The sequence below is a fragment of the Nonomuraea sp. B10E15 genome (assembly GCF_039871615.1).
Classification (GTDB): Bacteria; Actinomycetota; Actinomycetes; order Streptosporangiales; family Streptosporangiaceae; genus Nonomuraea.
The window spans coordinates 295,255-320,573 of sequence record NZ_JBDPMB010000010.1 but is presented as its reverse complement, the minus strand read 5'-3'; the positions used below and the strand labels follow the sequence as shown (position 1 = coordinate 320,573).

Sequence of the window (25,319 nt, the reverse complement as noted above, 5' to 3'; positions counted from 1 at the left end):
AACACACCCTCCACTGGTCGACCTGGCGACGCCGCCATCAAGCCCGCGCCCGCTGGTTCCATCACCGAGCCCGCCTGACCACCGCCTATCTCCAGGTCAACTAACGAATGGCGGCTGCCGTACTAGGGAGACTCTTATGGATCCACTCTGACGGACGGACTAGATTTGCGCGCATGACTGCAGCGGCTGACGACCTACCGGAAAATCTGGACATCCATACCACTGCTGGAAAAATCGCTGACCTGGAGCGACGGCTCGACGAGGCCGTCCACGCGGGGTCGGCGGCCGCGGTGGCCAAGCAGCACGCCAAGGGCAAGATGACCGCCAGAGAGCGGGTGCTGGCGCTGCTGGACGAAGGCTCGTTCGTGGAGTTCGACGAGTTCGCCCGGCACCGGTCCACGATGTTCGGGCTGGAGGAGCGGCGGCCTTACGGCGACGGCGTCATTTCCGGCCACGGCACTGTCGACGGCCGGCAGGTGTGCGTGTTCTCGCAGGACGTGACGGTCTTCGGCGGCTCACTTGGCGAGGTGTACGGCGAGAAGATCGTCAAAGTGCTCGATCTGGCGATCAAGACCGGCTGCCCGATCATCGGCATCAACGAGGGCGGCGGCGCGCGCATCCAGGAGGGCGTGGTCGCGCTCGGGCTCTACGCGGAGATCTTCAAGCGTAACGTGCACGCCTCCGGCGTGATCCCGCAGATCTCGCTCATCATGGGCGCCGCGGCCGGCGGCCACGTCTACTCGCCCGCGCTGACCGACTTCGTCGTCATGGTGGACCAGACGTCGCAGATGTTCATCACGGGACCCGACGTGATCAAGACGGTGACGGGCGAGGAGGTCACGTTCGAGGAACTCGGCGGGGCCCACACGCACAACACCAAGTCCGGGGTGGCCCACTACCAGGCCGACGACGAGGACGACGCCCTCGACTACGTCAAGGCGCTGCTGTCCTACCTGCCGTCCAACAACCTGGACGAGGCGCCGGTCTTCGAGCCGGCCGCCGACCTGGAGCCCGACCCCGAGCTCGACGTGCTGATCCCCGACTCGGCCAACCAGCCGTACGACATGCGCCGGGTGATCGAGCACGTGCTGGACGACGGGGAGTTCCTGGAGGTCCACGCGCTGTTCGCCCAGAACATCGTGGTCGGCTACGGCCGCGTCGACGGCCAGCCCGTGGGGGTCGTGGCCAACCAGCCGATGCATTTCGCCGGGTGCCTGGATATCGACGCCTCCGAGAAGGCCGCAAGATTTATTCGAACATGTGATGCCTTTAATATTCCAATCCTGACTTTTGTTGATGTGCCGGGTTTCCTCCCCGGAGCCGATCAGGAATGGAACGGAATCATCCGCCGCGGGGCCAAGCTCCTCTACGCCTACGCCGAGGCCACCGTGCCGCTGATCACGGTGATCACGCGCAAGGCGTACGGCGGCGCGTACGACGTCATGGGCTCCAAGCACCTGGGCGCCGACGTCAACCTGGCCTGGCCCACGGCCCAGATCGCGGTCATGGGCGCGCAGGGCGCGGTCAACATCCTCTACCGGCGCGAGCTGGCCGCCTCCGACGACCCCGACGCCGTGCGGGCCGAGCGCGTCACCGAATACGAGGACACGCTGACCAATCCGTACATCGCGGCGGAGCGCGGCTACGTGGACGCGGTGATCCGGCCGGCCGAGACCCGGGCACAGGTCATCAGGGCGCTGCGGATGCTACGGAACAAGCGAGCGACGCTGCCGCCCAAGAAGCATGGGAACATCCCGCTATGACGAGCCATCTGCGCATTGTTCGTGGCGACGCCGCGCCCGAGGAGATCGCCGCGTTGGTGGCGGTACTCGCCGCCCGACACGCCGCACCACAGCCGCCTCCCGCCCGCCGACGGCAAACGTGGCGAAACCCCGTCAGAGGTATGCGTAAGCCTGTCGTCCCAGGGAAGTCGGCATGGCGGATGAGCGCTCTACCCTAGATAGATCCTGTGAATCGGGTGTCAAGTTCCCCGGGAGTTGGGACTATCTAGAGAAAGTAGGCGTATATAGTCAGCCGATCAACTAACACCCGCGGCCTGGAGGACGACATGGCCATCCCAGACCTCATGCCGCATCCTGTGGCAGCCAAGTACGCCGTCCTAGTGGATGTCGGTTATCTGTACGCTGCGGCAGGTGAGGTGCTGCTCGGCGCGAAGGAGCGCAAGGAATATCGGGTGGCCGCCGATGAGCTCATCCAGAGCCTACAGAAACATGCAGAGGAACGTATTTCTGGCGAACTCCTGCGGATCTATTGGTATGACGCAGCCCGTGACCGTGTGCCCACCGTCGACCAGCGGGTCATCGCCCAGCTCCCCTGGGTCAAGGTGCGGCTTGGCAACCTGAACGCCCGCGGCCAGCAGAAGGGGGTGGACGCGCAGATCAGGAGCGATCTGGAGGCCCTGGCCCGACATCATGCGGTCACCGACACGATCCTGCTGGCAGGCGATGAGGACATGGTTCCGGCGGTCGAGGCGGCGCAGGCCTACGGCGTGCGCATCCATCTGTGGGGGGTCGAACCGCCTTACGGCACCAACCAGGCAGAGCGCCTGGTGTGGGAGTCCGACACCGTTGAAGTGATCACCGCTGATTTCCTGAGGCCCTTTTTCAGCCGTGCTCCCCAGCCCGTCCCGGTCACCCCGCCGGCCGCCGCCGCTCCCTCCCCCGCACAGGTGTTCGCCGGGCGCGCCCCGGTCAAGCCGCACGCCAAGCCCGGCCAGGTGGCCAAGCTCGGCCCGAGCCGGCCCCGCGTCGAGGACGTCGGCGAGCACGTGGCCCAGAAGTGGATCCTCACCCGCGGCCGTGACAACATCCGCGACCTGCTGCCGGGCCCGATCCTGCCGACCGTGATCGACACCGAGCTGCTCATCGAGGCGGAGAAGGAGCTCGGCCACTCGCTGCGGCCCTACCCCGAGGCGCGGGTGTGGTTGCGCGACGGGTTCTGGGCGCGGGTCTACCGCGAGTTCGACCTGGGCGTGGGCGTCTCGTCCAAGTAGCGCTCGCCTCGTTCGAGGAGTGCCTCGGCGGTGGCCGTACGCGCGTCCTCCCGTTCCTCGGGCACGGGCCGTGGATATGGGCGGCCGCGGGGGCGTGGTTCGTGCTGACGTTCCGCACGGGGCTCAACAACGTGCTGCTCGTCAGCCTCCGGCAGCGGGTCACGCCCGACGACCTGCTCGGCCGGATGACGGCCACGATGCGGCTGCTGCTGATGGGCGCCGTGGGGCTCGGCGGGCTGCTCGCCGGCGCGATGGGCGAGCTGTGGGGGGTGCGCTCGGCGCTCTGGCTGGGCGCCTCGATCATGGCGCTGAGCTGGGTGCCCTTCCTGTTCTCGCCGCTCCGCCACCAGCCGTGACCGTCGCGCCGGGCCCTCGCGCGAACCCGTTGACCGTGAGGTCCGATTCCCGCTGGTCACCCGCTTCCACCTGCTGACCTGCGGTTTGACGGTGAGGTCTGATTTCCGCTGGTAGGCGCGGCCGGCGAGCGCGTAGCGTCGGAGACATGTCACCACTTGAGCTCGACTTCGACTCCTGCTACCGGGCGGTCTCCGCCAGGGACGCCCGGTTCGACGGGCGCTTCTACACCGCGGTGACGACGACGCGGATCTACTGCCGCCCGATCTGCCCGGCCCGTACGCCGTCGTTCCGCAACGTGCGGTTCTACCGGCACGCGGCCTCGGCGGAGGCGGCCGGGTTCCGCCCGTGCAAGCGCTGCCGTCCCGAGCTCTCCCCCGGCGACCCCGGCTGGGACATCCGCGGCGACCTCATCGGCAGGGCGCTGCGGCTCATCGACGACGGCGCCGCCGACGAGCAGGGCGTCGCCGGACTGGCCAGACGGCTGCACATCACCGAACGCCACCTGCACCGGCTGTTCGTGGCCGAGCTGGGCGTCGGGCCGCTGGCAGTGGCGCGGACCAAACGGCTGCTGCTCGCCAAACAGTTGCTGACCGAGACGGACCTGCCGGTCACGGAAGTGGCGTTCGCGGCGGGGTTCGGCAGCGTCCGGCAGTTCAACGCGACGATGCGGGAGACGTACGGCTTCACGCCCAGCGAGCTGCGGGCCACGGCCGGCCGGGTGGCGGCCAGGGCCGCCGACGCCGCCGGGCCCGTCACGCTCCGGCTGCGGCTGCACCGGCGCGAGCCGTACGACGCGGACGGCGTGTTCGGCTTCCTGGCCTCACGTGCCATCCCCGGACTCGAGGTGGCGGACCGCACGTCGTACGCGAGGACCGTGCCCGGCGGCACGATCACGCTCACCGCCCAGCACGACCACATCGCCCTCGACGTGGCGGTGGACGACACGCGGCAGCTCACCCGGCTCGTGGGCCGCTGCCGCCGCCTGCTCGACCTCGACGCCGACCCCGGCGCCATCGCGGAGGCCCTCGGCCAGGGCTCGCTCGCCCCGCTCGTCGCGGCGCGGCCCGGGCTGCGGGTGCCGGGCACGTTCGACGGGTTCGAGCTGGCCGTACGCGCGGTCGTCGGCCAGCAGATCTCCGTGGCCGGCGCCCGCACCCTGCTCGGCCGCATCGTCGCCAGAGCCGCCGCGCCCGGCGGGCTCTTCCCCACGGCCGCCCGGCTCCTGGACACCGACCTCACCGGCCTCGGGTTGACGAACCGCAGGATCGCCACCCTCAAGGACCTGTCGGCCCGCCTGGCCGACGGGAGCATCGACCTCGACGGCGGCCAGGACCCCTCCGACGCGGTGGCCGGACTGCTCGCCGTCCCCGGTATCGGCCCGTGGACGGCGAGCTACGTCGCGCTGCGTGCGCTGCGCGACCCCGACGCCTGGCCCGTGGGCGACCTCGTGCTCGACAAGCGCATGGCCGCCCTGGGCATTCCGCACGACCACATCGAGCGGTGGCGCCCGTGGCGGGCGTACGCCGCCCTGCACCTCTGGAGCTCATCATGATCACTGCTCGGCTCGTTCCCACGCCCATGGGCCCGCTGTCCCTGCTGTCCCGCGAGACGGTGCTGGTCGCGGCCGGCTTCACCGCCGAACCCAAGGAGATGTACGCCCGCCTCACCCCCGCCCTTCAGTCGGAGGGCCTGGAGGTCGCGGACGGTCCCGGCCCTGCCGGGGAAGCCGTGCTCGCCTACCTGGCGGGCGACCTGGAGGCCCTCGACGCCATCCCGGTCTCGCAGCCCGGCACGCCCACCCGCAAGCGGCTCCACGCCGCGTTGCGCGAGGTCAAGCCGGGCACCACGGTCACGTACGCGGAACTCGCCGCGCGGGCGGGGCTGCCACGGACGGCCGCCAGGGCGGCGGGCTCGGCCTGCGCCCAGAACCTGATCGCGCCTTTCGTGCCGTGCCACCGGGTGCTGCCCAGCGGCGGGGGGTACGGCGGCTACTACTACGGCGTACCGGTCAAAGAGTGGCTCCTCACCCACGAATCCGGAGGAATCACTAACCTTGAGTAACGGCTCGATGACATTCGGTAATGTGTTCGGCACGCCGAACACAGGAACACGAATACCTGATCGAAATCTGACCTCGTCCTTTCGTGTCTGCCCGACCTCATGCTCGACAAAGTGATCAGGGAGCTCAGGATGGCCATGGCAACCGACAACCCCAGAAGCGCAGTGGTGCGCGCGTGGCTCGCCGAAGGCAAGGCGGAGGGCGAGGCGAATGCCGTCCTGCTGATCCTGGAGGCGCGGGGCATCTCGCTCCCCGACGAAGCACGGGCCCGCATCCTCGCCTGCACCGACCTGCACACCTTGGAGTCCTGGGTGCGCAAGGCCGCCACCGCTAAGAGCGCCGACGAGCTGTTCCGCTAGGACAACCCGTGCACGGCCGGGACGACCTCGTGCCGGCCGTGGACGTGATCGGGCGAACGCCGGCTCAGGGCTTGACGTTGCTCTGGATCTCCCCCACCGGCACGTCGCGGGTGGCGCCGACCTCGACGGGCGCGAACTGCACCGGCACCACGTCGTCGACCACCTCGACCGGCCAGACGGTGGAGACCGTCAGCGTGTACTTCTCGCGCGGCTGGTCGATCGACGAGCGCAGATAGCGCACGCCGCACGAGAACGTGCCCCCCTTGGTGTACGGCTTGCCGGCCGGCCCGCACCCCTCCTCGTGCACCTCGGCGCGGTCCTTCGTGGTGCCCGGGTCGATCGTGATGCTCTCGAGCGTGGCGACCACGGTCGCGCTCATGACACCGGGGATCGTCGCCGTCACCGACCTGCGCGGCTCGCCGATGCCCTCCAGCCACACCCAGGTGGGCAGGTTAACGTAGCTCCTGGCGTCAGGGTTCAGCTTGACCGTGGGCTCGGGCACGGTCAGCGCGGCTCTGGCGATCTCGGCAAGTTCCCGGATCGTGATTCCGGATGGCGGTGTGGTGCCGGGTGGCACGAAGATGAACGGGTCGAGACTGGCGAAACAGGCCTGCCCCTTCGGGTCGGCGGCGTTGTACGCGGGCCCCCACCAGCGCCCGTCCTTTCCGATCTTGTCCTCGAACTGTTTGAGGAACGCCTGCCACTTCTCCTCGGTGGGGTTCTCCGTGAACCTGAACCAGTAGGCCCGCAGGCTTTCCTGCGACTTGAGCATCTCGTTCGCGTCCAGGCCGGGCTCGTACCAGCATGGTCGCTTGAGCACGTAACCGTCGCTCTTACCGCCCCTGGTCCCGTCGCCGGACACGACGATCTTCGAGTGGGCGAGGTTGATGCCCCTCGTGAGGCCCTCCTGGACGGGGGTGCCCACGGTCCGTCCATCATCCTTGGGATTCGTCGCGCCCGCCAGCACCAGCAGCGCGGCGACGGCGATCGAGCTCATGGGGTTCATCGGGTGCACCCTTTCTCGCCATAACCGAACGATCTGATCCGCCACACCCCGTCATCGCCGCGGTGCGCGAGCACGGACTGGAGGTACGGCTCGCGCACGAAGGCGGGCTGAGGCTCGACGGCCTCCCCCGTGCGCGCCGACAGCACGCGCACCTCCGACTCGTCCACGCAGGCGTTGACCTGCGCGCCCTTGTCCACCAGCGCGGCGACGCGCAGGTTGTAGAGCCGGGCTTCGCCTCTCACGGTCATGTCCTCCTCGGTGTATCCGTGCACCCAGTCGTACGCTTCGCGGACCGCCGTGAGTTCGAGATCCAGATCCTTCAGGTATCGATCGCTTCCGGAGACGAGCGCCTTCCTGGAGGCGACGTAGTAGCCGGTGACGAGCTTCAGCAACGGGTCGGGGTCGTCGGGCCACTCGATCCGCACCCGCAGCTTGTCGCCGCCGATCTTCAGGGTTTCCGGCCCTGAGGCGGGAGCGGCGCCGCTCTCGCTCTTCGACGGGCTCGGGGCCGGCTGCCCGCTCGCGGGCGACGCGGCCTCCTGGGGCGTGTACGGCCGCTCGGCCGGCCCGCATCCCGCCAGAACGCCGGCGCCCAGCCCGAGGAAACCCAGCACCGCCATGACTCGTCTCATCGAATCTCCTTAAGCGTGGAGACCCCGGGCTTCAGCCTTGGGGAGGAAACGCGGCACAGCGCCGCATACCGAACACACGAACGATGCTTAACCGATCGCGTGGTACATGGTGACGCGTGGCGCAGATCGCGAAGCGGGCCTACAAATACCGCTTCCACCCGACCCCCGGCCAAGCCGAAGAGCTTGCCCGGACGTTCGGCTGCGTCCGCCTCGTCTACAACAAAGCCCTCGAACAACGCACCCGCGCCTACACCATGGAAGGCCGCCGCCTCTCCTACGTGGAGTCGTCGGCGAAGCTGACCGAGTGGAAACGCAGCGGCGACTACGGCTTCCTGTTCGAGGTGTCGTCCGTGCCGTTGCAGCAGGCGCTGCGCCACCTTCAGGCGGCATTCGCGCATTTCTTCGCCAAACGGGCCCGGTATCCGACCTTCAAGAGCAAGAAGAAGGCGCGGGCGTCGGCTGAGTACACGCGGTCGGCGTTCCGGTGGCGCGACGGGCAGTTGACGCTGGCGAAGATGGACGCGCCGCTCCGGGACGTGAACGCGGCCAAGAACGTGCTCGCCGCCGGGCTGGCGGAGAGCTGAAACGCCTGTGGAGCCGGTGTAAGACCTCAAGGGCGCAAGCCCGGCGGGCGGCTGGCGGTGAAGCAGGAAGACCAGCCGGCGACGGTTGGAATCCCCCGGCTTCAGCCGTGGGGAGGAAGTCAAGCCGACGACTCCCTCACCACATGCATGCGCCACGTGGGCAGCAGCTCCTCGATCAAGGCCTCGGTCTCCGGCGCCATCCCGCCGCCGTACGGGTGGGAGGCCGCCCTGCGGGCCAGGCCCTCGGCGACGGCGCGCAGGCGCACGCTGTCCTCGGTGGCGTGCGTGGCCCGCAGCAGGTCGCGCCAGAGCCCCTCGTCGTCGGCCGCCAGCAACAGGCCCGCGCGTACGGCGGCCACCGCGGCGTCCGGCCGGCCGTGGGCGAGCCTGAGCTCGCAGAGCTGGTGGGCCGCGTCGGCCACCCCGGCGGTCACGTCGTACTCCAGGTCCTCCGCCGCCAGCCAGGCGTACCTGCCGGGCGGCCTGCCGGCCAGCAGCGGGCCTCTGACCAGGCCGAGCGCCTTCTCCAGCAGCACGGCCATGGCCGTCGGGTCGCCGTGCGCGCGGCGTACGAGCTCGCGGAACAGCGCCCAGTCCGTACGCACCTCGGGCCCCAGCCGCAGCCGGCCGGACTCGTCGGTGAGCAGGTGGTCGGGGCCCAGCCATGCGGCGACCCTGGAGATCGTGGCGTCCCTGACCGTGGTCTGCACGCCGCGCGGCCACAGTACGCCGCCGAGCACCGCGGGGTGCACGCCGCCCGGATGCGTGGCCAGGTACACCAGCAGCTCGGCCGCCAGCTCCATCCGGCCTTCCTCCAAAGGGCTCAGGCCGGCGATCTCGAGCGGGCCGAGCACCCTGATCTCGACCGCGGGCGGGTGCAGCCCCGCCAGCGGTTCGGCCTCGGGGATGGCCTCGCCGTCGAGCCGGTCGGCCGTACGGAAGAGGTCGACCAGCGCGCGGTAGTGGCGGCGCGGCAGCAGCTGGGCCTCCACCTCGAAGCCCAGCTCGGCGATCCTGGCCCTGCCGTCGTCGCCGATCTCCATCGTCCACGTGGCGTGCGGGACGTCGCCGGCCACCACGTAACCGGCGGTGTCGCGGCGGGCCAGCAGCGCCAGCCGCCTGGCCTCCTCGTGCGTGGGCGCCACCGCGGACAGCAGGTAGTGGGCGACGTTGTGGCCGCCGCTGACACGCCCGGTCAGCACCTCACTGCGCGGGGCCGCGTTCGCCTCCAGCTCGGGCAGCACCTCGGCCAGCCCGCCGACCGCCCTGATCCGTTCGGGGGCGATCGCGGTGAGCTCCTGGCCGAAGCCGACGAGCGTGATGCGCATGCGGTCGGACCACCGGTTGGTGGCCAGCTCGACGGCGAGCGCCGCGAGCGCCGCGGTGGTCTGCGGTCCGCGCACGTTGATCAGGCCCTGGGCGGCCTCCAGGTCGATGAGCACCCGCCCGCCGGCGTCCGTGCCGATGGAGACCAGCCCCGGGTACGGCGCCCCGCCCGCCTGCTCCTGGCCGCCGTGGAGGTCGCTCCTGCGGTCCGGCAGCAGCCGCCCCTCGTGCGCCGGGAGCCGCCAGACCTGGCCGCCGTCCTGGGCCGTCCAGGGCGGGGGCGGGTCGTTGTCCGGCGGATGGATCCACAGGTCGAGCGTGCGTGGCGACAGGTGCGCGCCGTACACGGTGGGCGGGGTGCGGTGCTGCGCGGCCAGCTCGGCGCCGAGCAGCCGCAGCCCGACGTCCAGGATGCGGGCGCCGGGGGCGTCGCCGCCGAGCCTGAGCGCCACCTCGGCCTCGGCGGCGTCGTCGCGCGGGCGGGCGATCCTGCGGCCGGAAAGGCGCCGCCACAGCTGCTCCCTGCGCCGCCTGGCCAGCACGAACAGCAGCCCGGCCGCGGCCAGCGAGGCGGCGGCGAGGTAGTCGGTCAGCTCGCCCTGGCGCTCCTGGATGACCGGCTGCCGGCCGTCCTGCGCGCCCGGCTCGGTCTGGCGGTGTTTGCCCTCGTGCCCGGGCGTCCCGCGCTCCTCGCGCTCCTGGCGCTCCTGGCGCTCCTGGCGCTCCTGGCGCTCCTCGCGGTCCCGCCGCTCCTCGCGGTCCGCGCGGTCGTCGCGCTCGGCCGCCCTCTCCGCGCGTCCGGGGCCCGGGTCGGCCCTGCCCGGGTGCTCGCGCAACGTCTGCTCGCGCGGCTGGTCGGCGGGGACGACGTGCACGTTTCTCGCGTCGTCCGGCATGTCGAGCACCCAGCCGGGCCTGATCAGGTCGGCCATGCGCAGCCGGGTACCGTCGGGCTGCTCTTTCGCCTGGTTGAGCCGGTAGATCTCGGGATAACGGCGGCCGTCCCCCAGGCACTTCTCGGCGATCTCCCACAGGCTCTCGTGGTGGCGGCCGTGCGGCGGCTGCACGACGTACACCTTCCTGGTCTCGCGCGTCTCCAGCTCCTGCTCGACGATCGGCGCGGAGTAGGCGACCGCGGTCACGGGCGGCGCTGCCGGGGTCGGCGTCAGCTGCGCGACCGGCGCGACCATCGCCCCGGCCGTGAACAGCAGCAGCACGGCCGAGACCAGCTTGTTGGCCAGCACCTGCATGCCTCCGGAGAGCGGCACGCGGGCGGGCATGCCGACCCTGCGCACCCCGGCGTACACCTCGACCAGCACGCACACGAACAGCTGGAACCAGGCCAGCCACACCAGCAGCACCAGCACGGCCACGATCGTGCTCGGCCCGACCCGGCTGGTGAGCACGCCGAGATCGAGCAGCTCGGGCGCGATCGGCGGGCCGACGAAGGTGAGCAGCGCGTACGGCACCCCGCCCACGAGCGCGACCAGCACGACCAGCGCGCCCAGCCCGGCGACCACGTCGCCGGCGCTGCGCCTGGCCGGTACGCGCACAGGCACGTGACGTCCTGGTGGACGCGCGGGCACTCGCGTCTGCTCTCGCGGCGGCATCGCCTCTCCCTCCTCTGTTCCAGCGTCGTGTCTCGTGCGTTCCGCATCCATCGAGTGGTCGGTTTCGGTCTATCTCGCTTCCGGGGCGGCGCTGGCCTCGCCGGTCATCTCCGAGCCGGGGAACCCGATCGCGCTGAGGAAGAAGGCCTTCCACCGCACCGTCACGGTGACCGTGACCTGGGCCTGCCCCTGTTCGACGGCGCACTCGCCGCGGGTCACGTCGCCGCCGCCGTGCGCCTGCACGATCTCGTCGGCCCTGCCGCACACCTCGGCGTCGCCGAGCAGCCGGGTCTCGCCCGTCGTGCGGAGGTGGTCGACGTCGACCTGGTCGGCGCCGGCCCTGGCGGCCTGCTCGGCCACGTCGGTCGCGCGCAGCCGGGCGTTGATCGCCGCCCCGCCGTCCACCAGCAGCCCGGCCAGCAGGAACACGACCACGGAGAACAGCACGGTGAACACCGACATGGAGCCCCGCTCGCCGGCCCTCATTCGATCCTCCTGAACTGCTCAAGTGGCACCACCGCGGTGCCGGTCAGCTGCTTGGTGCCGCCGAACCCGAGGAAGGCCAGGTCGAGCTCGCACGTCACCTCGGCCTCGACGTGGCCGCCCTGCTCCCACTCGGACCCGTCGAGCGAGACCGACGGGGACTGGCAGCGGCCGTCGAGGACGCTCGTGGTGATGGCCTCGGCCGCGGAGCCGGCGTCGTCGAGCGTGCGCTGCACGGACGCCGCGCGGGCGGCGTCGCGGGCGGCTCCGTTGACCCGTCCCTGCGCCTCGACCAGCACCCCTGCTCCGGCCAGGAAGAGCAGGAACAGCAGGAAGACCGGGGCCAGCATCACGGTCTCCACCGCCATGGAGCCGCGTTCGGCCCGTCTCATCCGCAGTCCTCGCCGCCGTCGTCGGGGCGGAAGCACTCGACGGGCCCGCCCGCGGTGGCAGTGATCGTGAACGAGAGCTCGGGCAGCAGCGGGATGACCTGTACGGCGTTGCCGGTCACCGTGACGAAGCGCTCGTCGGGCTCCTTCTCGGACGTCGTGGCGGTGGCGTTGCCGAGCAGCTGGGGGCCGATGGCACGCACGATGTCGGTGGCCTTCGCGGTGGCCGCGCCCTCCCAGTCGCCGGAGTCGAACGGGGCGGACCTGGCCACGCGGGCGCCCTCCCTGGCGGCCGCCTCCGCGACCTGCCGGCCGTGGAACCAGAGCGCGACCTGCACGATGAGCAGCACGACGGCGAGGATGACCGGCATCAGCATGGCCAGCTCGATCACCGTGGCGCCGCGCTCGCCCTCCGGCTTATTCGCCTCCGCCGCCATCGCCGCCACCGCCGCCGAAGGTGCCCTGGATCTCGCTCTGCTTCTGCTCGACCAGGGTCTTGATGAGCGTGGCCAGGCCGAGCGCGACGCCGGCGATGATGGCGGTGATGATCACCCATTCGACGGCGGACGCCCCGCGGGTGGGCGCGGTCCTGGCACGGTGGATGCGCACGCCGAGGTACGCGGTCAGATAGATGATCCAGGGATGGTTCATCATGCCCCCAACATCTTCATAGCGGCGGGATAACTGAGAAAGATCACAAAACCGGCGCAGAGCAGGAGCTGGGCCACGAGCATCGACTGTGACCGCTCGCCCGCCCTGCCCTCGATCTCGGCCAGCTCGCGGCGGCGCAGCGTGGCCGCCCTGGCCGTCAGCGAGGCGCGTACTTTGGCGCCGTCGTCGGCCACCAGGCCGAGCGCGGCCGACAGGTCGCGCAGCTCGTCGACGTTGATCTCCTCGCCGAGCTGGCCGAGCGCCTGCCACGGAGTGATGCCGACGATCCTCGCGCCGGCCAGCGCGTCGCGGATGCGGCCCATGGCCCAGTTGGGCTGCTCGCCGCTGACCGAGACGGCCATCATCAGCGCCTCGGGGACGCCGCGGCCGCCGGCCAGGTTCATCGAGACGAGGTCGAGGAACGCGCCCACGACGTGCCGGAAGTCGCGCCGCTTGGCCGCCGCGTCCTTCTTCACCTGCAGGTCGGGCAGGAAGAAGAACACGACCGCGACGAGCACGGCGGACCAGAACGGGATGGCGAGCGAGGTGCCCCACTCCATGAGCACCAGCCAGCCGAGCAGCAGCGGGAAGGCCAGCAGGCCGCCGGCCGCGAGCAGCACCTTCGTGGCCAGGAACGCCTCGAAGGAGCGGCCGACCAGCGCCAGGTCCGATCGGACCGACCTGATCTCCCAGCCGCGGGCGCTGTACAGGCGGGCCAGCCGCACGCCGAGGCCGCGGCGGAACGCGCTGACCTCCTCGTCGGGCAGCAGGAGCTGGATGCGCGGCGCGCCCGCGTCCTCGCGTACGGCGTCGAGCGCCAGCAGCCGCGCCACCAGCCCGGGACGGGCGGGGAAGAGCGCCCTGAACAGTACGAGCAGGCCGAGCCCGATCACGGCGCCGGCCAGTGCGCCCTCAGCCATCGCCGCCTCCTCCCATGAGCAGCCGCGTCGGCTTGTCGAACCTGGCCAGCCGCCGCATCCAGGCGAACCCGGCCCCGAACAGCCCCGCCACGACCACGAGCACGGCCTGGCCGAGAGGGCCGTCGTACTCCTCGACGTAGGAGGGGTTGAACACGACGAGGATCCCGGCGAAGGCCAGAGCGGTGATCACCACGATCTGCACGCTGCGCCGGGTGGCGCGGCGCTCGGCCTCGACGCGGCGGCGCATGTCGAGCTCCTCACGGGCCGAGACGGCCAGCGCGCCGAGCACGTCGCGCAGGCCGGGACCGCGCAATCGGGAGTTGAGGATGAGCGCGGCCACCACCAGGTCGGCCGAGGGGTCGTCGAGCTCGTCGGCGAAGAGCGCGAGCGCCTGCGGCAGCGCCATCCTGGTGTGCAGCCGGTCGATCATGGACCTCAGGTGGGGCCTGAGCGTGGGCGCGGCGGCCCTGATGGACGACGGGATGGCCTGTTCGAGCCCGGCCGCCCCGGCGATCGTGTCGCGCAGCGACTCGGTCCAGGCGGCGAGCCCTTCGAGGCGGCGCATGGCGGCGCGCTCCTCGGCCGCGCCGCCCGACAACCCGCGCCAGGCGAACACGAGCAGCACCGTGCCCACCGCCACGACCGGCCAGCCGGTGACGATCAGGACCAGGGCGGCGGCCACGGCGGCGATCGCGGCGCGGGTGGTCAGCATCTTGACCAGGTGGCGCCTCGGCCGGGGCGGGCGGGGGCGCAGGCCGTACAGGGCGATGCAGAACAGGAAGAGGCCGCCGCCCGCCACGGCGCCGGCGAGCAGCGCCAGCGGGTCGAACGTGAACGCGCCCATGCTCACCAGCCCCCCAAGGTGTAGCCGTGGGCGGCGAGCTCCTCCATGCAGGAGATCGGGGCGTGCGGGACGGCGGCGCCGTCGGGGCCCGGCGCGAACACCTCGCTCGACAGGACGCGGCCGTCGCAGCCGTTGACCTCGCGGATGCTGGAGACGTAGCGGCGCAGCGTGCCGCCGACGTGGTAGTCGTTGCGCTTCTCGACGAAGACGACGAAGTCGATGGCGCCCGCGATGAGCATGTGGGTGGCGTCGATGGGCAGCCGCTCGCCGGCCTGCAGGGCGTAGGTGGAGATGCGGTTGAAGACCTCCATGCTGGAGTTGGCGTGGATGGTCGACAGGGAGCCGTCGTTGCCCTGGGTCATCGCGTTGAGCATGGTGACGATCTCGTCGCCGAGCACCTCGCCGACGATGACGCGGCTGGGATTCATGCGCAGGGAGCGCCTGACCAGCTCGGCCATGGAGATCTCGCCCTGCCCCTCGGAGTTGGGCAGGCGCTGCTCGAAGGCGACGGCGTTGGGGTGGAGCTCGGGGAACTGGTCGAGGCCGAGCTCGAGGGCGCGTTCGACGGTGATGAGGCGCTCGCTGGGCGGGATCTCGTTGGCCAGCGCTCTGAGCAGGGTTGTCTTGCCGGCGTTGGTGGAACCCGCGATCATGACGTTCTTGCGGGCGGCCACGGCGGCCGTCAGGAACCTCGCGACGTCGGGACTGATCGTGCCGTTGCCGGTCAGGTCGGACAGGAAGACCTTGCCGAGGCGGGCGCGGCGGATCGACACGGCCGGCCTGACCGTGACGTCCATGACGGCACTCAGCCGGGACCCGTCGGGCAGCCGCAGGTCGAGCTGCGGGTTGGCGGTGTCGAACGGCCTGCTGGACAGCCCGGAGTAGGCCGCCAGGATCTGGATCAGCTCGATCAGCTCGTCGTCGGAGTCGGCGACCGGGTCGTGCATGAGCTCCTGGCCGTCGGCGTAGCTGACGAAGACCCGGTCGCAGCCGTTGATGTCGATGTTCTCGACCTGGGCGTCGTCGAGCAGCGGCTGGAGGCGGCCCACGCCGAACAGGGCCGCGTGGATGCCGGCCGCGAGCGCCTCCTCCTCCTCGACCGTGGGCGGGGTGCGGCCGAGCCCGATCTCGCCGCGGGCGTGCTCTTCCAGCACCTGGGAGATCAGCGCCCTGGCGAACTGGCGCTCGTCCTCGCCGGTCATCGCGGGCAGGCCGTTGGCCTGGTCGAGCCGGCGCTGGTGGGCCAGCCGGTCGCCGACCTCCTGGCGGAAGCGCTTGACGAGCGAATGGTCGATCATCGGTGGCTCACCAGCCTTCCCGCGAGGTCGCGTGCCGTACGGATCAGGAGGGAGCGGTCGAGCCGGCCGCCCCACTGCCCGCGCAGGAGTTCGGCGCCCTTGGGGTCGTGGGCGAGGCCGTAGACGTGGGGGACGCTGTTGCCGACGATCCGGCGCACGTCGTCGATCGAGGCGCGGTAGTTGCGCGGGTCGGCGATCACGGCGACGCCGTGCGCCTTGGTGATCTGCAGCCGCTCGCGCAGGTGGGCGACGTGGTCGAGAGTGGCCCGGGTGAGCAGCACGACCTGCTCGGCCTCGGCCATCAGGTCACCGAGCTGGGGATGGGCGCCGAGCCGGCCGCAGTCGGCGATCACGTCGGCGTTGGGGACGGCCGCGAGCGCCCGGCCCAGCGGGCCCCACAACCAGGTGAGCCCGGCGGCCTGCTCGCCGTGCGTGATCCCGGCCAGCACGTCGAGCCCGCCGACGATCTTCTGCGTGTGCTGGTGGATCTGCGCGGGCTCGAGGCCGCGCCGGGCGGTGGCGCCGAGCGTGAGCAGGCCCTTGCCGGGGTTGAGCACGCCGCCGTCGGCGGCGGGCAGCCGGTAGGCGAGGTCGCCGCCCGCGGGGTCGCATTCGGCCAGCAGCACGGGCCGCGGCCAGACCGCCGCGAGGGCGGTGGCCGCAGTCGTCACACCCGGCGCGCCCTTGTCGGCGGCCAGGACGATGAGCGCCACGTCAGCGTGCCCCCGGGAGCTCGGCCACCGCGATCTCCCCGCCGGAGGCGAAGGCCACGATTTCCGGCGACGCCGAGGAATCGACGACCACCGTGATCTGGCCGGAGTTTCCCGTGCGGGACTTGTCGCCGACGGAGAAGACGAGCGCGCTCGCGGCCAGGACCCGGCTTTCTCCCTGGCTCGCCCGGCTCGGAACGTGCACCAGCTGAACGCGGTCGCCTTCTTTCAGGCCCGCGGGCATTTGACCCGGCTTGAGCGCCAGCCCGACGGTGGCCTTTCCCTCGCCGAGCTCGCTGCTGGCCTTGGCGCCCATCTGGTTGGTCAGCAGGGTGCCGGGCAGGATGGTGACGGCCGCGAAACTGCCGACGACCTGGTCGAGCTGCGACCAGCTGACGTAGTCGACGCCCTCAGCGGCGATCTTGACCTCTTCGAGCGCCTGCGCGGTGAACTTCTGGCCAGCGCCGATCTGCTGGGTGACGCGGATGGCGGAGACGCGGTCGCCGCTGCGCAGGACGAGCAGCGTCGTGGCCAGCGCGCCGCCCAGGATGAGCAGGACGGCCAGCGCGGCGAGGGCCGGCTTGCGTTCGCGGGGTGGCACGGGGAGCTTGCGCGAGGCCGGGCCGGACAACCCCGCCGCCGCGTCGGCGGCAGGCTTTTCACTGGTCCTCATGGGTGGGGGGCTCCCGAAGTGAATTGCGGAATTCACGCCATTATGTGGGGCTTGACGTGGTGACGGGGGCGGAATGCGAGGACCAATGCTCGTTTCGCAGGTGGCGGGATGTCAACTCGAAATAATCGATGCCTATTGTTTCTAACGAGTTGACGGGTATTGATTTTTCCGGCTAGTCGCCACTTTGATCACAGCAGCCACTTTTTTCACACCTTTAGGGCAACATATCGGTCCAAGTCGCTGCAGATTCCCCATGCCATTGCCGTCAACTCACGCGCCTGTTCCCGCTCCGGGCGTTACCTTTGGCGCCCGAGGTCGACCGAGGAGACGGCACCATGCGGATCATGCTCACCGTGCTCGGCGGGCAGGGCGACCGTGACGTCGTGATCGACGGAGACGACGGCGCCACGGTGGCGAGGGTGAGCGAGGCGCTCAGCGATCAGGGGCCGCTGGCCGACGTCGTCCGGCTGCCCAGAGCCCGAGCCCCCTACGGGCTGTCCGCCGACAGCCCTCACATCCCCCAGCCGCGCAGGCCGCAGCGGGACACCCGCGGGCCGGCCGGCCACGCGCCCGCGCTCTGGCGCGACGGCCGCCCGCTCGACCCGCGCGCGCCGGCCGCCGCCGTGCTGCGCGACGGCGACAAGGTCACGCTCGACGCCCGCCTCGCCCGCGCCACCGTGGTCGAGGAGCCGGGCGGGGTCGCCGAGGTGCGGGTGGTCGGCGGCCCCCGCGCGGGCACGGTGCACCGGCTGGGGCTCGGCGTGCACGTCATCGGCTCCGACCCGATGTGCGCGATGGCCGTCGACGATCCCGCCCTGGCTCCCGAGGCGGTGGCCGTACGCGTGACACCCGACGCGATCACCGTGGAGCGGGCGTGGCGGGAGCCTGAGGATGCGCCCAGGCTCAAGCTCAAGGGGCGGTGGGCCGACGAGGTCGCCGAGCTCACGGCGCGGGTCGCGGAACGCGAGGCCGCCGAGCTCACGGCCGGCTACGGCGAGACCCCCGAGCTCGACGGCCGGCCGCTCACCGAACCCGTCGACTGGCCCGACCAGGCCGTGCTGACCTGCGGCTCGTCGGTGTTCGTGCTGACCTCGATCGAGCCGAAGGACGCCCACCTGGCCCCGAGGAGCGAGGGCGGCGTGGCCTACAACCGCCCGCCGAGGCTCCGGCGCCCGGAGCCCGAGCGCACGTTCGTCAGGCCGAAGGAGCCCGCCAGGAACGAGGGCATGCGCCTCCAGCTGCTCGCCGCCTTCCTCCCGGCCGTGCTCGGCTTCACCCTGGCGATCGCGCTGCAGCAGTGGTACTACCTGCTCGTCGCCCTCATGACGCCGGTCATCATGATCGGCCAGTGGTGGAGCGACCGGCGCCACGGCAAGAAGCAGCACAAGAAGGCCGTCAAGGAGCACAAGGAGCGGCTCCAGGCGTACGACGAGGCCGTGGAGCGGGCCAGGGTGGCCGACGAGGCGGTCCGCAGATCCAACGCGCCCGACCCGGCCCAGGTGCTGCTGACGGCCACCGGCCCGCGCAGGAGGTTGTGGGAGCGCAGGAGCCACGACGACGACGCGCTCAGGCTGCGGGTGGGGCTGGCCGACCTGCCGGCCGACCTGGAGCTGTCGGAGGAGCAGGGCGGGCGCATCGAACCGCCCGTCTGCCGTTCCGTGCCGGTGGCGCTGCCCATGCGCCGGCTGGGCGTGGCCGGCGTCACCGGCTCCCGCGAGGCCGCGACCGGCCTGGCCGCCTGGCTGATCGCCCAGGCCGCGACCCTGCACAGCCCGCGCGACCTGGCCGTCGTGATCGTGTCCGCGCACGCCGACGGCGAGCAGCGCTGGGGCTGGATGCGCTGGTTGCCGCACTGCTCGCCGCAGTCGGGGCAGGAATGCGTGACGCTGGCCGGCACCGATCCCGAGTCGGCCGCCCGGCGCGTCTCCGAGCTCGCCCAGCTCATCGACGAACGCCAGAACACCGCGATCCCCGAGCTGGGCAAGATCCCCACCGGGTGGGACGACCTCGGCGGGCCAGAGAAGCCCACGTTCTCCTCCTACGACGTGCGCCCGTACGACGTGCTGGTGGTGCTGGACGGCGCCCAGGTGCTGCGCGGGCTGCCCGGGATGCCGCAGGTGCTGCGCCAGGGGCCGCGCTGCGGCGTGTACACCCTCGCCCTCGACGAGGACCAGCGCCTGCTGCCCGAGGAGTGCCAGACGGTGGCCGCGTGCGGCGACGACGGCCTCGCGCAGCTGCGCGGCGGCGGCCTCGACGTCATCGGGCCGGTCCTGGCCGACCTCGTCTCACCCGGCTGGTGCGACCGGCTGGCCAGAGCCCTCGCCCCGATCCGCGACGTCAGCAGGGACGACCCCGCGGGCAACCTGCCCGGCGCGGTGCGCCTGCTCGACCTGATGGGCCTGCCCGACCCCTCCGGCGAGGAGCTGGCCGCCCGCTGGCGGGAACGCGGCACCACCGAGGCGCTGATCGGCGTCGGCCCCGACGGCCCCTTCTCGGTCGACCTCAAGCTCGACGGCCCTCACGGGCTCATCGCCGGCACTACGGGCGCGGGCAAGTCGGAGCTGCTCCAGACGCTCATCTGCTCGCTCGCGGTGGCCAACCGGCCCGACCAGCTCACGTTCGTGCTCATCGACTACAAGGGCGGCGCCGCCTTCAAGGAGTGTGTACGCCTGCCGCACACCGTCGGCATGGTCAGCGACCTCGACGGCCACCTGACCCAGCGCGCCCTCGACTCACTGGCGGCCGAGATCCGCCGCAGGGAGCGCCTGCTGCTGGCGGCCGGGGCCAAGGACATCGACGACTACACCGGCCCCCCGCTCCCCCGCCTGGTGCTGATCATCGACGAGTTCGCGGCGCTGGTGGCCGAGCTGCCCGACTTCGTCACCGGGCTGGTCGACATCGCCCGCAGGGGCCGGTCGCTGGGCATCCACCTGATCCTGGCCACGCAGCGGCCCGCGGGCGTGGTCACCGCCGACATCCAGGCCAACACCTCGCTGCGGATCGCGCTGCGGGTGACCGAGCCCGCGGAGTCGTCCGACGTCATCGACCTGCCCGACGCGGCCCACATCTCCAAGTCGACGCCCGGCCGCTGTTACGTGCGCTCGGGCGTGGGGACGGCGACCGCCGTGCAGACGGCCAGGGTCGGCGGCCGCAGCCCTGCCGCCGGCGGGCCGGCGCGCGCGGGGAACGTGCGGGTGCTGGAGGTCGGCTGGCGCTCGCTGGGGCGTCCGCTCCCGCCGCCGCCGGAGCCGGAGGAGGACGCGACCGGCACGGACCTCGGGCTCGTCGCCGACGCCCTCATCGAGGCCGCCCGCCTGGCGGGCGTCCCCGCCCAGCCCAGTCCCTGGCTGGAGCCGCTGCCCGCCGGCCTCGTGCTCGACCTGCCTTCCGCCGGGCGTCCCGTCCTGGCCGCCCCGATCCCCGACACCGCCGCGTACGGGGAGGCGTTCGTCGAGGTGGCGCCGTTGCCGTTCGGCGTCACCGACCGGCCGTGGGCCCAGGACCGGCATGCGCTGGCGCTCGACGTGGCGCAGGGCGGTCACCTCCTCATCGCGGGCGCGGCCCGCAGCGGCCGGTCGACGGCCCTGCGCACGATCGCGGGCTCCGTCGCGGCCCACGCCTCCCCGTCGGACGTGCACGTGCACGCGATCGACTGCGGCTCGGGCGCGCTGCTGCCGCTGGTGGCGATGCCGCACTGCGGCGCCGTGGTGACCCGCGACCAGCTCGACCGGGTGGAGCGCCTGCTGACCCGCCTCAAGGCGGAGGTGGGCCGCCGCCAGCAGCTGCTGGCCGAGGCCGGGCACGCGTCGCTGGCCGAGTACCGGCAGGCGGGTCACCGGCTGCCCTGGCTGGTGCTCATGCTCGACCGCTGGGAGGGCTTCGTCGCCGCCTTCGAGGGTTACGACTACGGCCGCATGATCGAAGGGCTGCTCCAGCTCCTGCGCGAGGGCCCGGCGGTGGGCCTGCGGGCGGTGGTCACCAGTGACCGCTCCGGCCTGCTCGGGCAGGTCTCGACGGTCTTCGACGACCGGCTGCTGCTGCGGTTGTCCGACTCGTCCGACTACGGCCTGGCGGGGTTCCCGCTCAAGGGCCTGCCCTCGTCGGTGCCGCCGGGCCGGGCGCTCTCGCTGGGCGAGCACGGCATCGTGGAGCACCACATCGCCCTCCTGGACGCGGACCCGGCCGGACCCGCGCAGGTCGCCGCGCTGCAGTCCCTGGCCCGCGCCGCCGCGGGCCGAACCGGCACGGCCCCAGACCCGAAGCCGGGCCCGGCGCGCGAAACCGGCACGGCCCCGGGTGCGAAGCCGGGCTCGGCGCACGAGGCCGGCAGGGGTGTCTGGCGCTGGGAGGGGGATCCGCCGCTGCGGGTGGACGCGCTCCCGATGCGCATCACGGCGGCCCAGACGCTCGCCCTCGACCCTGCCTTCAGCCCGCCGTCGCCGCTGTGGGCGCTGGCCGGCGCGGGCGGCGACGCCCTGGCCCCGCTCGGGCTCGACCTGCTGGCCCACGGCCCCGGCGCCGTGATCGCGGGGCCGGCGCGTTCCGGCCGGTCGTCGGCGCTGCTGACGGCCGCCCGCTCGCTGATCGCCCGCGGCACCCCCGTCGTCGCCGTCGCCCCGAGGCGCAGCCCGCTGAAGGATCTGGACGGAGCCGTGGCGGTGCTCGACGGCAACGCCACCGACCTGCCGGAGATCGTCGCGGACCTGCACGGCTACGTCGTGGTGGTGGACGACGCCGAGCTGGTCAACGCGGACGACCCGCTGGGCGCCGCCCTGGAGGAGGTGCTCAGGTCGGGCAGGGACGGCGACCACGGGCTGCTCATCGCCGGCGTGACCGGAGACCTGGCCGTCGCCTACCGCGGGTTCGTGGCGGAGACGCGCAAGTCGCGTACGGGGCTGCTGCTGGCCGTGCAGAGCCAGGCCGACGGCGACCTGTTCTCCATCCGCCTGCCGCGCGGCGCGGCCGGGGGCCCGCCGGGGCGTGGCTTCCTGGTGACGACCGGCACCTTCACCCCCGTCCAGGTGGCGCTCCCCGGCGGCCCTTAGAGGTCAGACATCCTTGGAGCCGGGATGTCAAGCAGCGAGATCGTTTTGTCGGTGCGGCCAAGCGGTTGCCTGGTCGTAGCGAGTGTGTGTTCTAGGCCGTCTTTCATAAGGCCTGAGCCACAGCTCCGGGTCGAAGGCGGGCGGGCGTCCGCCCTTCGATCCACTGGCTCGCCGGTGGGCGTCCTGGTCGGCCTTGCGGCTCGTCCTGCACCCCACCGGGCGGCTCCTTCTGCAGGTGGCCCTCCCGGTGGTGCTGCCTGCGGGGCTGGGGTGCGAGCCGAGTTGGTTCATGCGCCATTGCACGGGCCTGGGCAGTCTGGAACGCCCGCCGGTCAACCCCCGACTCTCCGAACCGGCTGGCCCGTCGCCGCGTCGATGATCTCGCGGTCGCCCAGAGGGCTCGACAGCCGGGCATAACTCAGGACTACGCCTGTGTCCACGGCGCAGGTCTCCTTCAGCGTGTCCACGTCGGAGACGAGATAGCTGTCCGTGTCTCCAGCGCGCTGGCCGGTCACCGAGAGCACCACACGTGTGGGTGTCTCCTGGGCGGTGACCGGGTGGGTGGCGCAACTGTCCGAGACGCCCACCACCAGTGTGTCAGCGGCAGCCGGAGGAGTGGCTTCGTGCAGGGTGCCGTCCTCCCATAGGTACGCAGGCAGCTCACGCTCGTGGTCGATGACGAGGTATCCCTTCAGCGGCACCGGGACGGACGGGCCTACGCCGTGCTTGGGCGTGCTGATGAAATCGCTCCCCCAATGGCCTGCCACGAGCGCGTCCATTTCGCGTCCACGCTTGACATCGTGGTCGACGACGAAGAAGACGGTGACCGCCAGGATCGCTAATGAGCCGCCGACGAGCAACGACGCACTCCGCCAGCTCATCCTCGTCCACACTGTGATCAGTTTGATCGTCAGCAGAGCGACAGCGGGCACGGCAATAGCGAACAGGATCTTCACGCGACGACCATCCAACGGATCGGTTGCAGCCCACCTACAGGTGGCTACTTTGGGTGCCTGCGCGCATGAGCGCCGTTCGGGCTGAGCTGGTAGGGCCGGGCCGACGACGAAGTCGTGACCGACCAGTGGGGTGACCACGGAGGTTCGCCGGGTCGGGTGACGCACCGATCCAGGGGTGCGCGGTGGCGGGTTGATCGGTCGCTCTCGATGGCAGCAGGTTGTCGTCGAGGGTGAGGTGCGTGGGTGGCAGAGCCGGTCAGGGCACGACGGTTGAGCGAAGACGAAGGCCGCCGGTTGCAGCAGATCGTGCGCCGGGGCAGGCACGAGTCGATCCGGGTGCGGCGGGCGTTGATCATTATGGCGTCGGCGTCGGGGACTCCCGCTCCGGCGATCGCGCGGCTGGTCGCGGCGCATGAGGACACCGTCCCGGGATGTGATCCATGCCTTCAACGAGCGAGGGCTGGCCGCGCTGGACCCTCGGTGGGCGGGAGGCCGTCCCCGCCTGATCAGTGATGAGGACATCGCGTTCATCATCCAGACGGCCCGCTCCCGCCGAGCTGCGCGAGCAGCTGCCCACCCGATCAGCGGTCAAGCTCGCCACCACCGCCGCTCGCTCACCGCCGATATCGCCGCCCGGCTGCTGTCCGCCTGCGGCGATAACCCCGACCGGCTGAATCATCCGCTGCCTGAAGCGCTACGTCGCCCGCGAGCTCTACAAGGCCCTGACCAGCCCGACAACTCACGGAAACGATCTTCTAGCAGTCGCTTGACACGACATAGGTGTAGCTCCCATCAGCCGTCGTCGGCGGGGCGGCGAGAGGGTCCGGCTGGGCGTGCTGGTCGCCGGCGGTGCGGTGTTCCTGCCGTGGGCTCTGTACTGGGGCTTGGCGCTGCCGTAGCGGGACCAGGAGCTCTGAGCGGCTCCTGGCCGATTCACCGGAAATCATGACACCTGAGCGCTCTATGCTGATTCCTGGGACTCGGGAGAGGTGAGATGCAGACCCAGAAGGACCTCTATCAGGCGCATCGGCTCATGCAGCAGCGCCTGGGCCTGGCGCTGCTGCAGGCCGAGCCCGACGTGCCCGAGACGCCGATGCGGCGGCACAACGTCGCCACGTTCTGCGGCATCATCGTCGCGGTGCTGATCATGGCCGCGTTCGGCATCTGGGGGCTGCTCAGCCCCGGCAACGCGACGAAGCTCGAAGAGCCCGGCAGGTTGCTCGTCGAGGAGGAGACCGGCGCCAAATACGTCTACAGCCAGGAGCAGCAGCGCCTGTTGCCGGTCGCCAACTACGTCTCCGCCCTGCTGCTGCTCGACACGTCGAACTTCGAGGTCAGAAGCGTCTCCGCCGCCTCCTTGGCCAAGTATCCGCGCGGGCCCCTGGTGGGCATCGCCGGGGCGCCGGACTCGCTGCCCGAGAAGGACAAGCTGGTCAAGGGGCCCTGGTCGGTGTGCGTGACCGAGGCGCCCGACGCCTCGGGGACGCCGGTGCCGTACGTCACGCTGGTGGGCGGCACGAACGTCGGCGGCGCGCATGTCGGCGCCGGCGCGCTGGTCGTCACGGACGGCAAGCAGTCGTGGGTCATCTGGAACGACACCCGGATGAAGGTGAACGACAGCGGCGTCCGCGCGCTCAACGCCCGGCCCAAGAAGGTGCCCCCGACCTGGATCAACGCCATTCCTCCCGGACCCGACTTCCTGCCGCCGAAGATCGCGAACCTGGGCCGGAAAGTACGCGGGCCGAGCGGTGGCCGGGCCGCCATCGGCCAGGTGTACACCGTGCAGGGCGTGAGCGGGGCCGCGGCCCGGTGGTACGTCCTTCTCGCCGACGGGCTCGCGCCCATCACCCTCACCCAGGCCACCCTGCTGCTCGAAGACCCCGCCATCAAGCGCGCCTACGGCAGGCAGGTCGCCGAGCCGCTGGAGATCGACGCCGCCACGGCGAACGCCAGGACCTCCCGCCAGAACCTCGCCGTGTCGGGGTTGCCCACCACCTTGCCGAAGGTCGTGCCCTCGTCGAGCCCGCTCTGCTCGGTGTACTCCGACACGCAGAACGGCTCGGCCCGCGCCAAGGTGACCGTCGGCGGCACCATGAGCATCCCGCCGCCGAGCTCGCGGGGCGACCAGGAGCACTTCGACCAGGTGCTGATGCCTGCGGGGGCGGCGGCACTGGGCGGCCTCCTGCCCGGAGACGGGCAGAAGGGCTCAGTCCAGACCTACTTCCTGCTCTCCGACCAGGGACGCAAATATCCGCTCACGTCCGCCGACCAGATCAACAAGCTGGGGTACGGAGCGGAGGACGTGGCGCCGATGCCGGGCAACCTCGTGCACCTGCTGCCCGAGGGCCCGACGCTGGATCCCGAGGCCGCCCGGTCGCCGCTGCAGGTGACGGCCTCTTAGGCG

At 71.5% G+C, this 25,319-nt stretch carries 23 protein-coding genes and 1 pseudogene; 11 read left to right on the top strand and 13 right to left on the bottom strand.

Annotation, left to right across the window (positions count from 1 at the left end; all coding sequences use genetic code 11):
* Positions 1 to 173: 173 nt before the first annotated feature.
* The 7 genes from ABGB14_RS27650 to ABGB14_RS27620 all read left to right on the top strand — a co-directional run bounded on the left by ABGB14_RS27650 (position 174) and on the right by ABGB14_RS27620 (position 5,788).
* Positions 174 to 1,763, top strand: a complete 1,590-nt coding sequence (locus ABGB14_RS27650) for an acyl-CoA carboxylase subunit beta (RefSeq protein WP_347646728.1) — start codon at positions 174 to 176, stop codon at positions 1,761 to 1,763.
* Entirely contained in the window at positions 1,760 to 1,960 is a 201-nt protein-coding gene (locus ABGB14_RS27645) for an acyl-CoA carboxylase subunit epsilon (RefSeq protein ID WP_347646727.1), read from the top strand. The genes ABGB14_RS27650 and ABGB14_RS27645 overlap by 4 nt, the downstream gene beginning before the upstream one ends.
* Before the next feature lie 108 nt (positions 1,961 to 2,068).
* The gene (locus ABGB14_RS27640) at positions 2,069 to 3,013 is read left to right on the top strand and encodes an NYN domain-containing protein (RefSeq protein WP_132591039.1); all 945 of its coding nucleotides are present in this window, start codon (positions 2,069 to 2,071) and stop codon (positions 3,011 to 3,013) included.
* Positions 3,014 to 3,114: 101 nt separating this feature from the next.
* Positions 3,115 to 3,369, top strand: a complete 255-nt coding sequence (locus ABGB14_RS27635) for a hypothetical protein (protein ID WP_347646726.1) — start codon at positions 3,115 to 3,117, stop codon at positions 3,367 to 3,369.
* A 146-nt stretch (positions 3,370 to 3,515) separates the two neighbouring features.
* Positions 3,516 to 4,922, top strand: coding sequence for an AlkA N-terminal domain-containing protein (locus ABGB14_RS27630; RefSeq protein WP_347646725.1), 1,407 nt, complete (start codon positions 3,516 to 3,518; stop codon positions 4,920 to 4,922).
* The gene (locus ABGB14_RS27625; protein WP_347646724.1) at positions 4,919 to 5,431 is read left to right on the top strand and encodes a methylated-DNA--[protein]-cysteine S-methyltransferase; all 513 of its coding nucleotides are present in this window, start codon (positions 4,919 to 4,921) and stop codon (positions 5,429 to 5,431) included. The genes ABGB14_RS27630 and ABGB14_RS27625 overlap by 4 nt, the downstream gene beginning before the upstream one ends.
* A 129-nt stretch (positions 5,432 to 5,560) precedes the next feature.
* Complete coding sequence (locus tag ABGB14_RS27620) at positions 5,561 to 5,788, top strand: hypothetical protein (RefSeq protein ID WP_347646723.1); 228 nt, start codon at positions 5,561 to 5,563, stop codon at positions 5,786 to 5,788.
* A 64-nt stretch (positions 5,789 to 5,852) separates the two neighbouring features.
* On the opposite strand, the gene ABGB14_RS27615 is transcribed toward ABGB14_RS27620, so the two are convergent.
* Positions 5,853 to 6,794, bottom strand: a complete 942-nt coding sequence (locus ABGB14_RS27615) for a hypothetical protein (RefSeq protein ID WP_347646722.1) — start codon at positions 6,792 to 6,794, stop codon at positions 5,853 to 5,855.
* Complete coding sequence (locus ABGB14_RS27610; RefSeq protein ID WP_347646721.1) at positions 6,791 to 7,426, bottom strand: hypothetical protein; 636 nt, start codon at positions 7,424 to 7,426, stop codon at positions 6,791 to 6,793. The genes ABGB14_RS27615 and ABGB14_RS27610 overlap by 4 nt, the downstream gene beginning before the upstream one ends.
* 116 nt (positions 7,427 to 7,542) lie before the next feature.
* Here ABGB14_RS27610 and ABGB14_RS27605 point away from each other — a divergent pair.
* Positions 7,543 to 7,959 (top strand): annotated as a pseudogene (locus ABGB14_RS27605) (transposase); the annotation flags it as partial.
* A gap of 170 nt (positions 7,960 to 8,129) precedes the next feature.
* On the opposite strand, the gene ABGB14_RS27600 reads toward ABGB14_RS27605, so the two are convergent.
* The 10 genes from ABGB14_RS27600 to ABGB14_RS27555 form a co-directional block, all read right to left on the bottom strand.
* Positions 8,130 to 10,895, bottom strand: a complete 2,766-nt coding sequence (locus tag ABGB14_RS27600) for a BTAD domain-containing putative transcriptional regulator (protein ID WP_347646720.1) — start codon at positions 10,893 to 10,895, stop codon at positions 8,130 to 8,132.
* A gap of 120 nt (positions 10,896 to 11,015) precedes the next feature.
* Positions 11,016 to 11,432, bottom strand: coding sequence for a Tad domain-containing protein (locus ABGB14_RS27595; protein WP_347646719.1), 417 nt, complete (start codon positions 11,430 to 11,432; stop codon positions 11,016 to 11,018).
* Positions 11,429 to 11,821 (bottom strand): TadE/TadG family type IV pilus assembly protein, encoded by a 393-nt coding sequence (locus tag ABGB14_RS27590; RefSeq protein ID WP_347646718.1) that lies wholly within the window; start codon positions 11,819 to 11,821, stop codon positions 11,429 to 11,431. The genes ABGB14_RS27595 and ABGB14_RS27590 overlap by 4 nt, the downstream gene beginning before the upstream one ends.
* The gene (locus tag ABGB14_RS27585) at positions 11,818 to 12,255 is read right to left on the bottom strand and encodes a TadE family protein (RefSeq protein ID WP_347646717.1); all 438 of its coding nucleotides are present in this window, start codon (positions 12,253 to 12,255) and stop codon (positions 11,818 to 11,820) included. Before ABGB14_RS27585 ends, ABGB14_RS27590 begins: the two co-directional genes overlap by 4 nt.
* Complete coding sequence (locus ABGB14_RS27580; protein ID WP_246083657.1) at positions 12,236 to 12,472, bottom strand: hypothetical protein; 237 nt, start codon at positions 12,470 to 12,472, stop codon at positions 12,236 to 12,238. Before ABGB14_RS27580 ends, ABGB14_RS27585 begins: the two co-directional genes overlap by 20 nt.
* Complete coding sequence (locus ABGB14_RS27575; RefSeq protein WP_347646716.1) at positions 12,469 to 13,389, bottom strand: type II secretion system protein; 921 nt, start codon at positions 13,387 to 13,389, stop codon at positions 12,469 to 12,471. The genes ABGB14_RS27580 and ABGB14_RS27575 overlap by 4 nt, the downstream gene beginning before the upstream one ends.
* Positions 13,382 to 14,233 carry a type II secretion system F family protein gene (locus ABGB14_RS27570; RefSeq protein ID WP_347646734.1) on the bottom strand — a complete coding sequence of 284 codons (852 nt, stop codon included), beginning with the start codon at positions 14,231 to 14,233 and terminating at the stop codon, positions 13,382 to 13,384. Before ABGB14_RS27570 ends, ABGB14_RS27575 begins: the two co-directional genes overlap by 8 nt.
* A 2-nt stretch (positions 14,234 to 14,235) precedes the next feature.
* Positions 14,236 to 15,531, bottom strand: coding sequence for an ATPase, T2SS/T4P/T4SS family (locus ABGB14_RS27565; RefSeq protein ID WP_347646715.1), 1,296 nt, complete (start codon positions 15,529 to 15,531; stop codon positions 14,236 to 14,238).
* Entirely contained in the window at positions 15,528 to 16,244 is a 717-nt protein-coding gene (locus tag ABGB14_RS27560) for a hypothetical protein (protein WP_347646714.1), read from the bottom strand. Before ABGB14_RS27560 ends, ABGB14_RS27565 begins: the two co-directional genes overlap by 4 nt.
* 1 nt (position 16,245) lies before the next feature.
* On the bottom strand, positions 16,246 to 16,914 hold the full coding sequence (locus ABGB14_RS27555; RefSeq protein WP_347646713.1) for an SAF domain-containing protein: 669 nt from the start codon (positions 16,912 to 16,914) through the stop codon (positions 16,246 to 16,248).
* A gap of 335 nt (positions 16,915 to 17,249) precedes the next feature.
* On the opposite strand from ABGB14_RS27555, the gene ABGB14_RS27550 reads away from it, so the two are divergent.
* Positions 17,250 to 21,959 (top strand): FtsK/SpoIIIE domain-containing protein, encoded by a 4,710-nt coding sequence (locus tag ABGB14_RS27550; protein ID WP_347646712.1) that lies wholly within the window; start codon positions 17,250 to 17,252, stop codon positions 21,957 to 21,959.
* Between the two features lie 332 nt (positions 21,960 to 22,291).
* Here the strand turns inward: ABGB14_RS27550 and ABGB14_RS27545 are convergent, their stop codons facing one another.
* Positions 22,292 to 22,915 carry a hypothetical protein gene (locus tag ABGB14_RS27545; RefSeq protein WP_347646711.1) on the bottom strand — a complete coding sequence of 208 codons (624 nt, stop codon included), beginning with the start codon at positions 22,913 to 22,915 and terminating at the stop codon, positions 22,292 to 22,294.
* Positions 22,916 to 23,327: 412 nt separating this feature from the next.
* On the opposite strand from ABGB14_RS27545, the gene ABGB14_RS27540 reads away from it, so the two are divergent.
* Together ABGB14_RS27540 and eccB are read left to right on the top strand one after the other, a co-directional pair.
* The gene (locus ABGB14_RS27540; protein WP_347646710.1) at positions 23,328 to 23,864 is read left to right on the top strand and encodes a helix-turn-helix domain-containing protein; all 537 of its coding nucleotides are present in this window, start codon (positions 23,328 to 23,330) and stop codon (positions 23,862 to 23,864) included.
* A 45-nt stretch (positions 23,865 to 23,909) separates the two neighbouring features.
* A complete protein-coding gene (gene eccB / locus ABGB14_RS27535; protein WP_347646709.1) occupies positions 23,910 to 25,316 on the top strand; it encodes a type VII secretion protein EccB in 1,407 nt (468 codons plus the stop codon).
* Positions 25,317 to 25,319 lie beyond the last annotated feature (3 nt).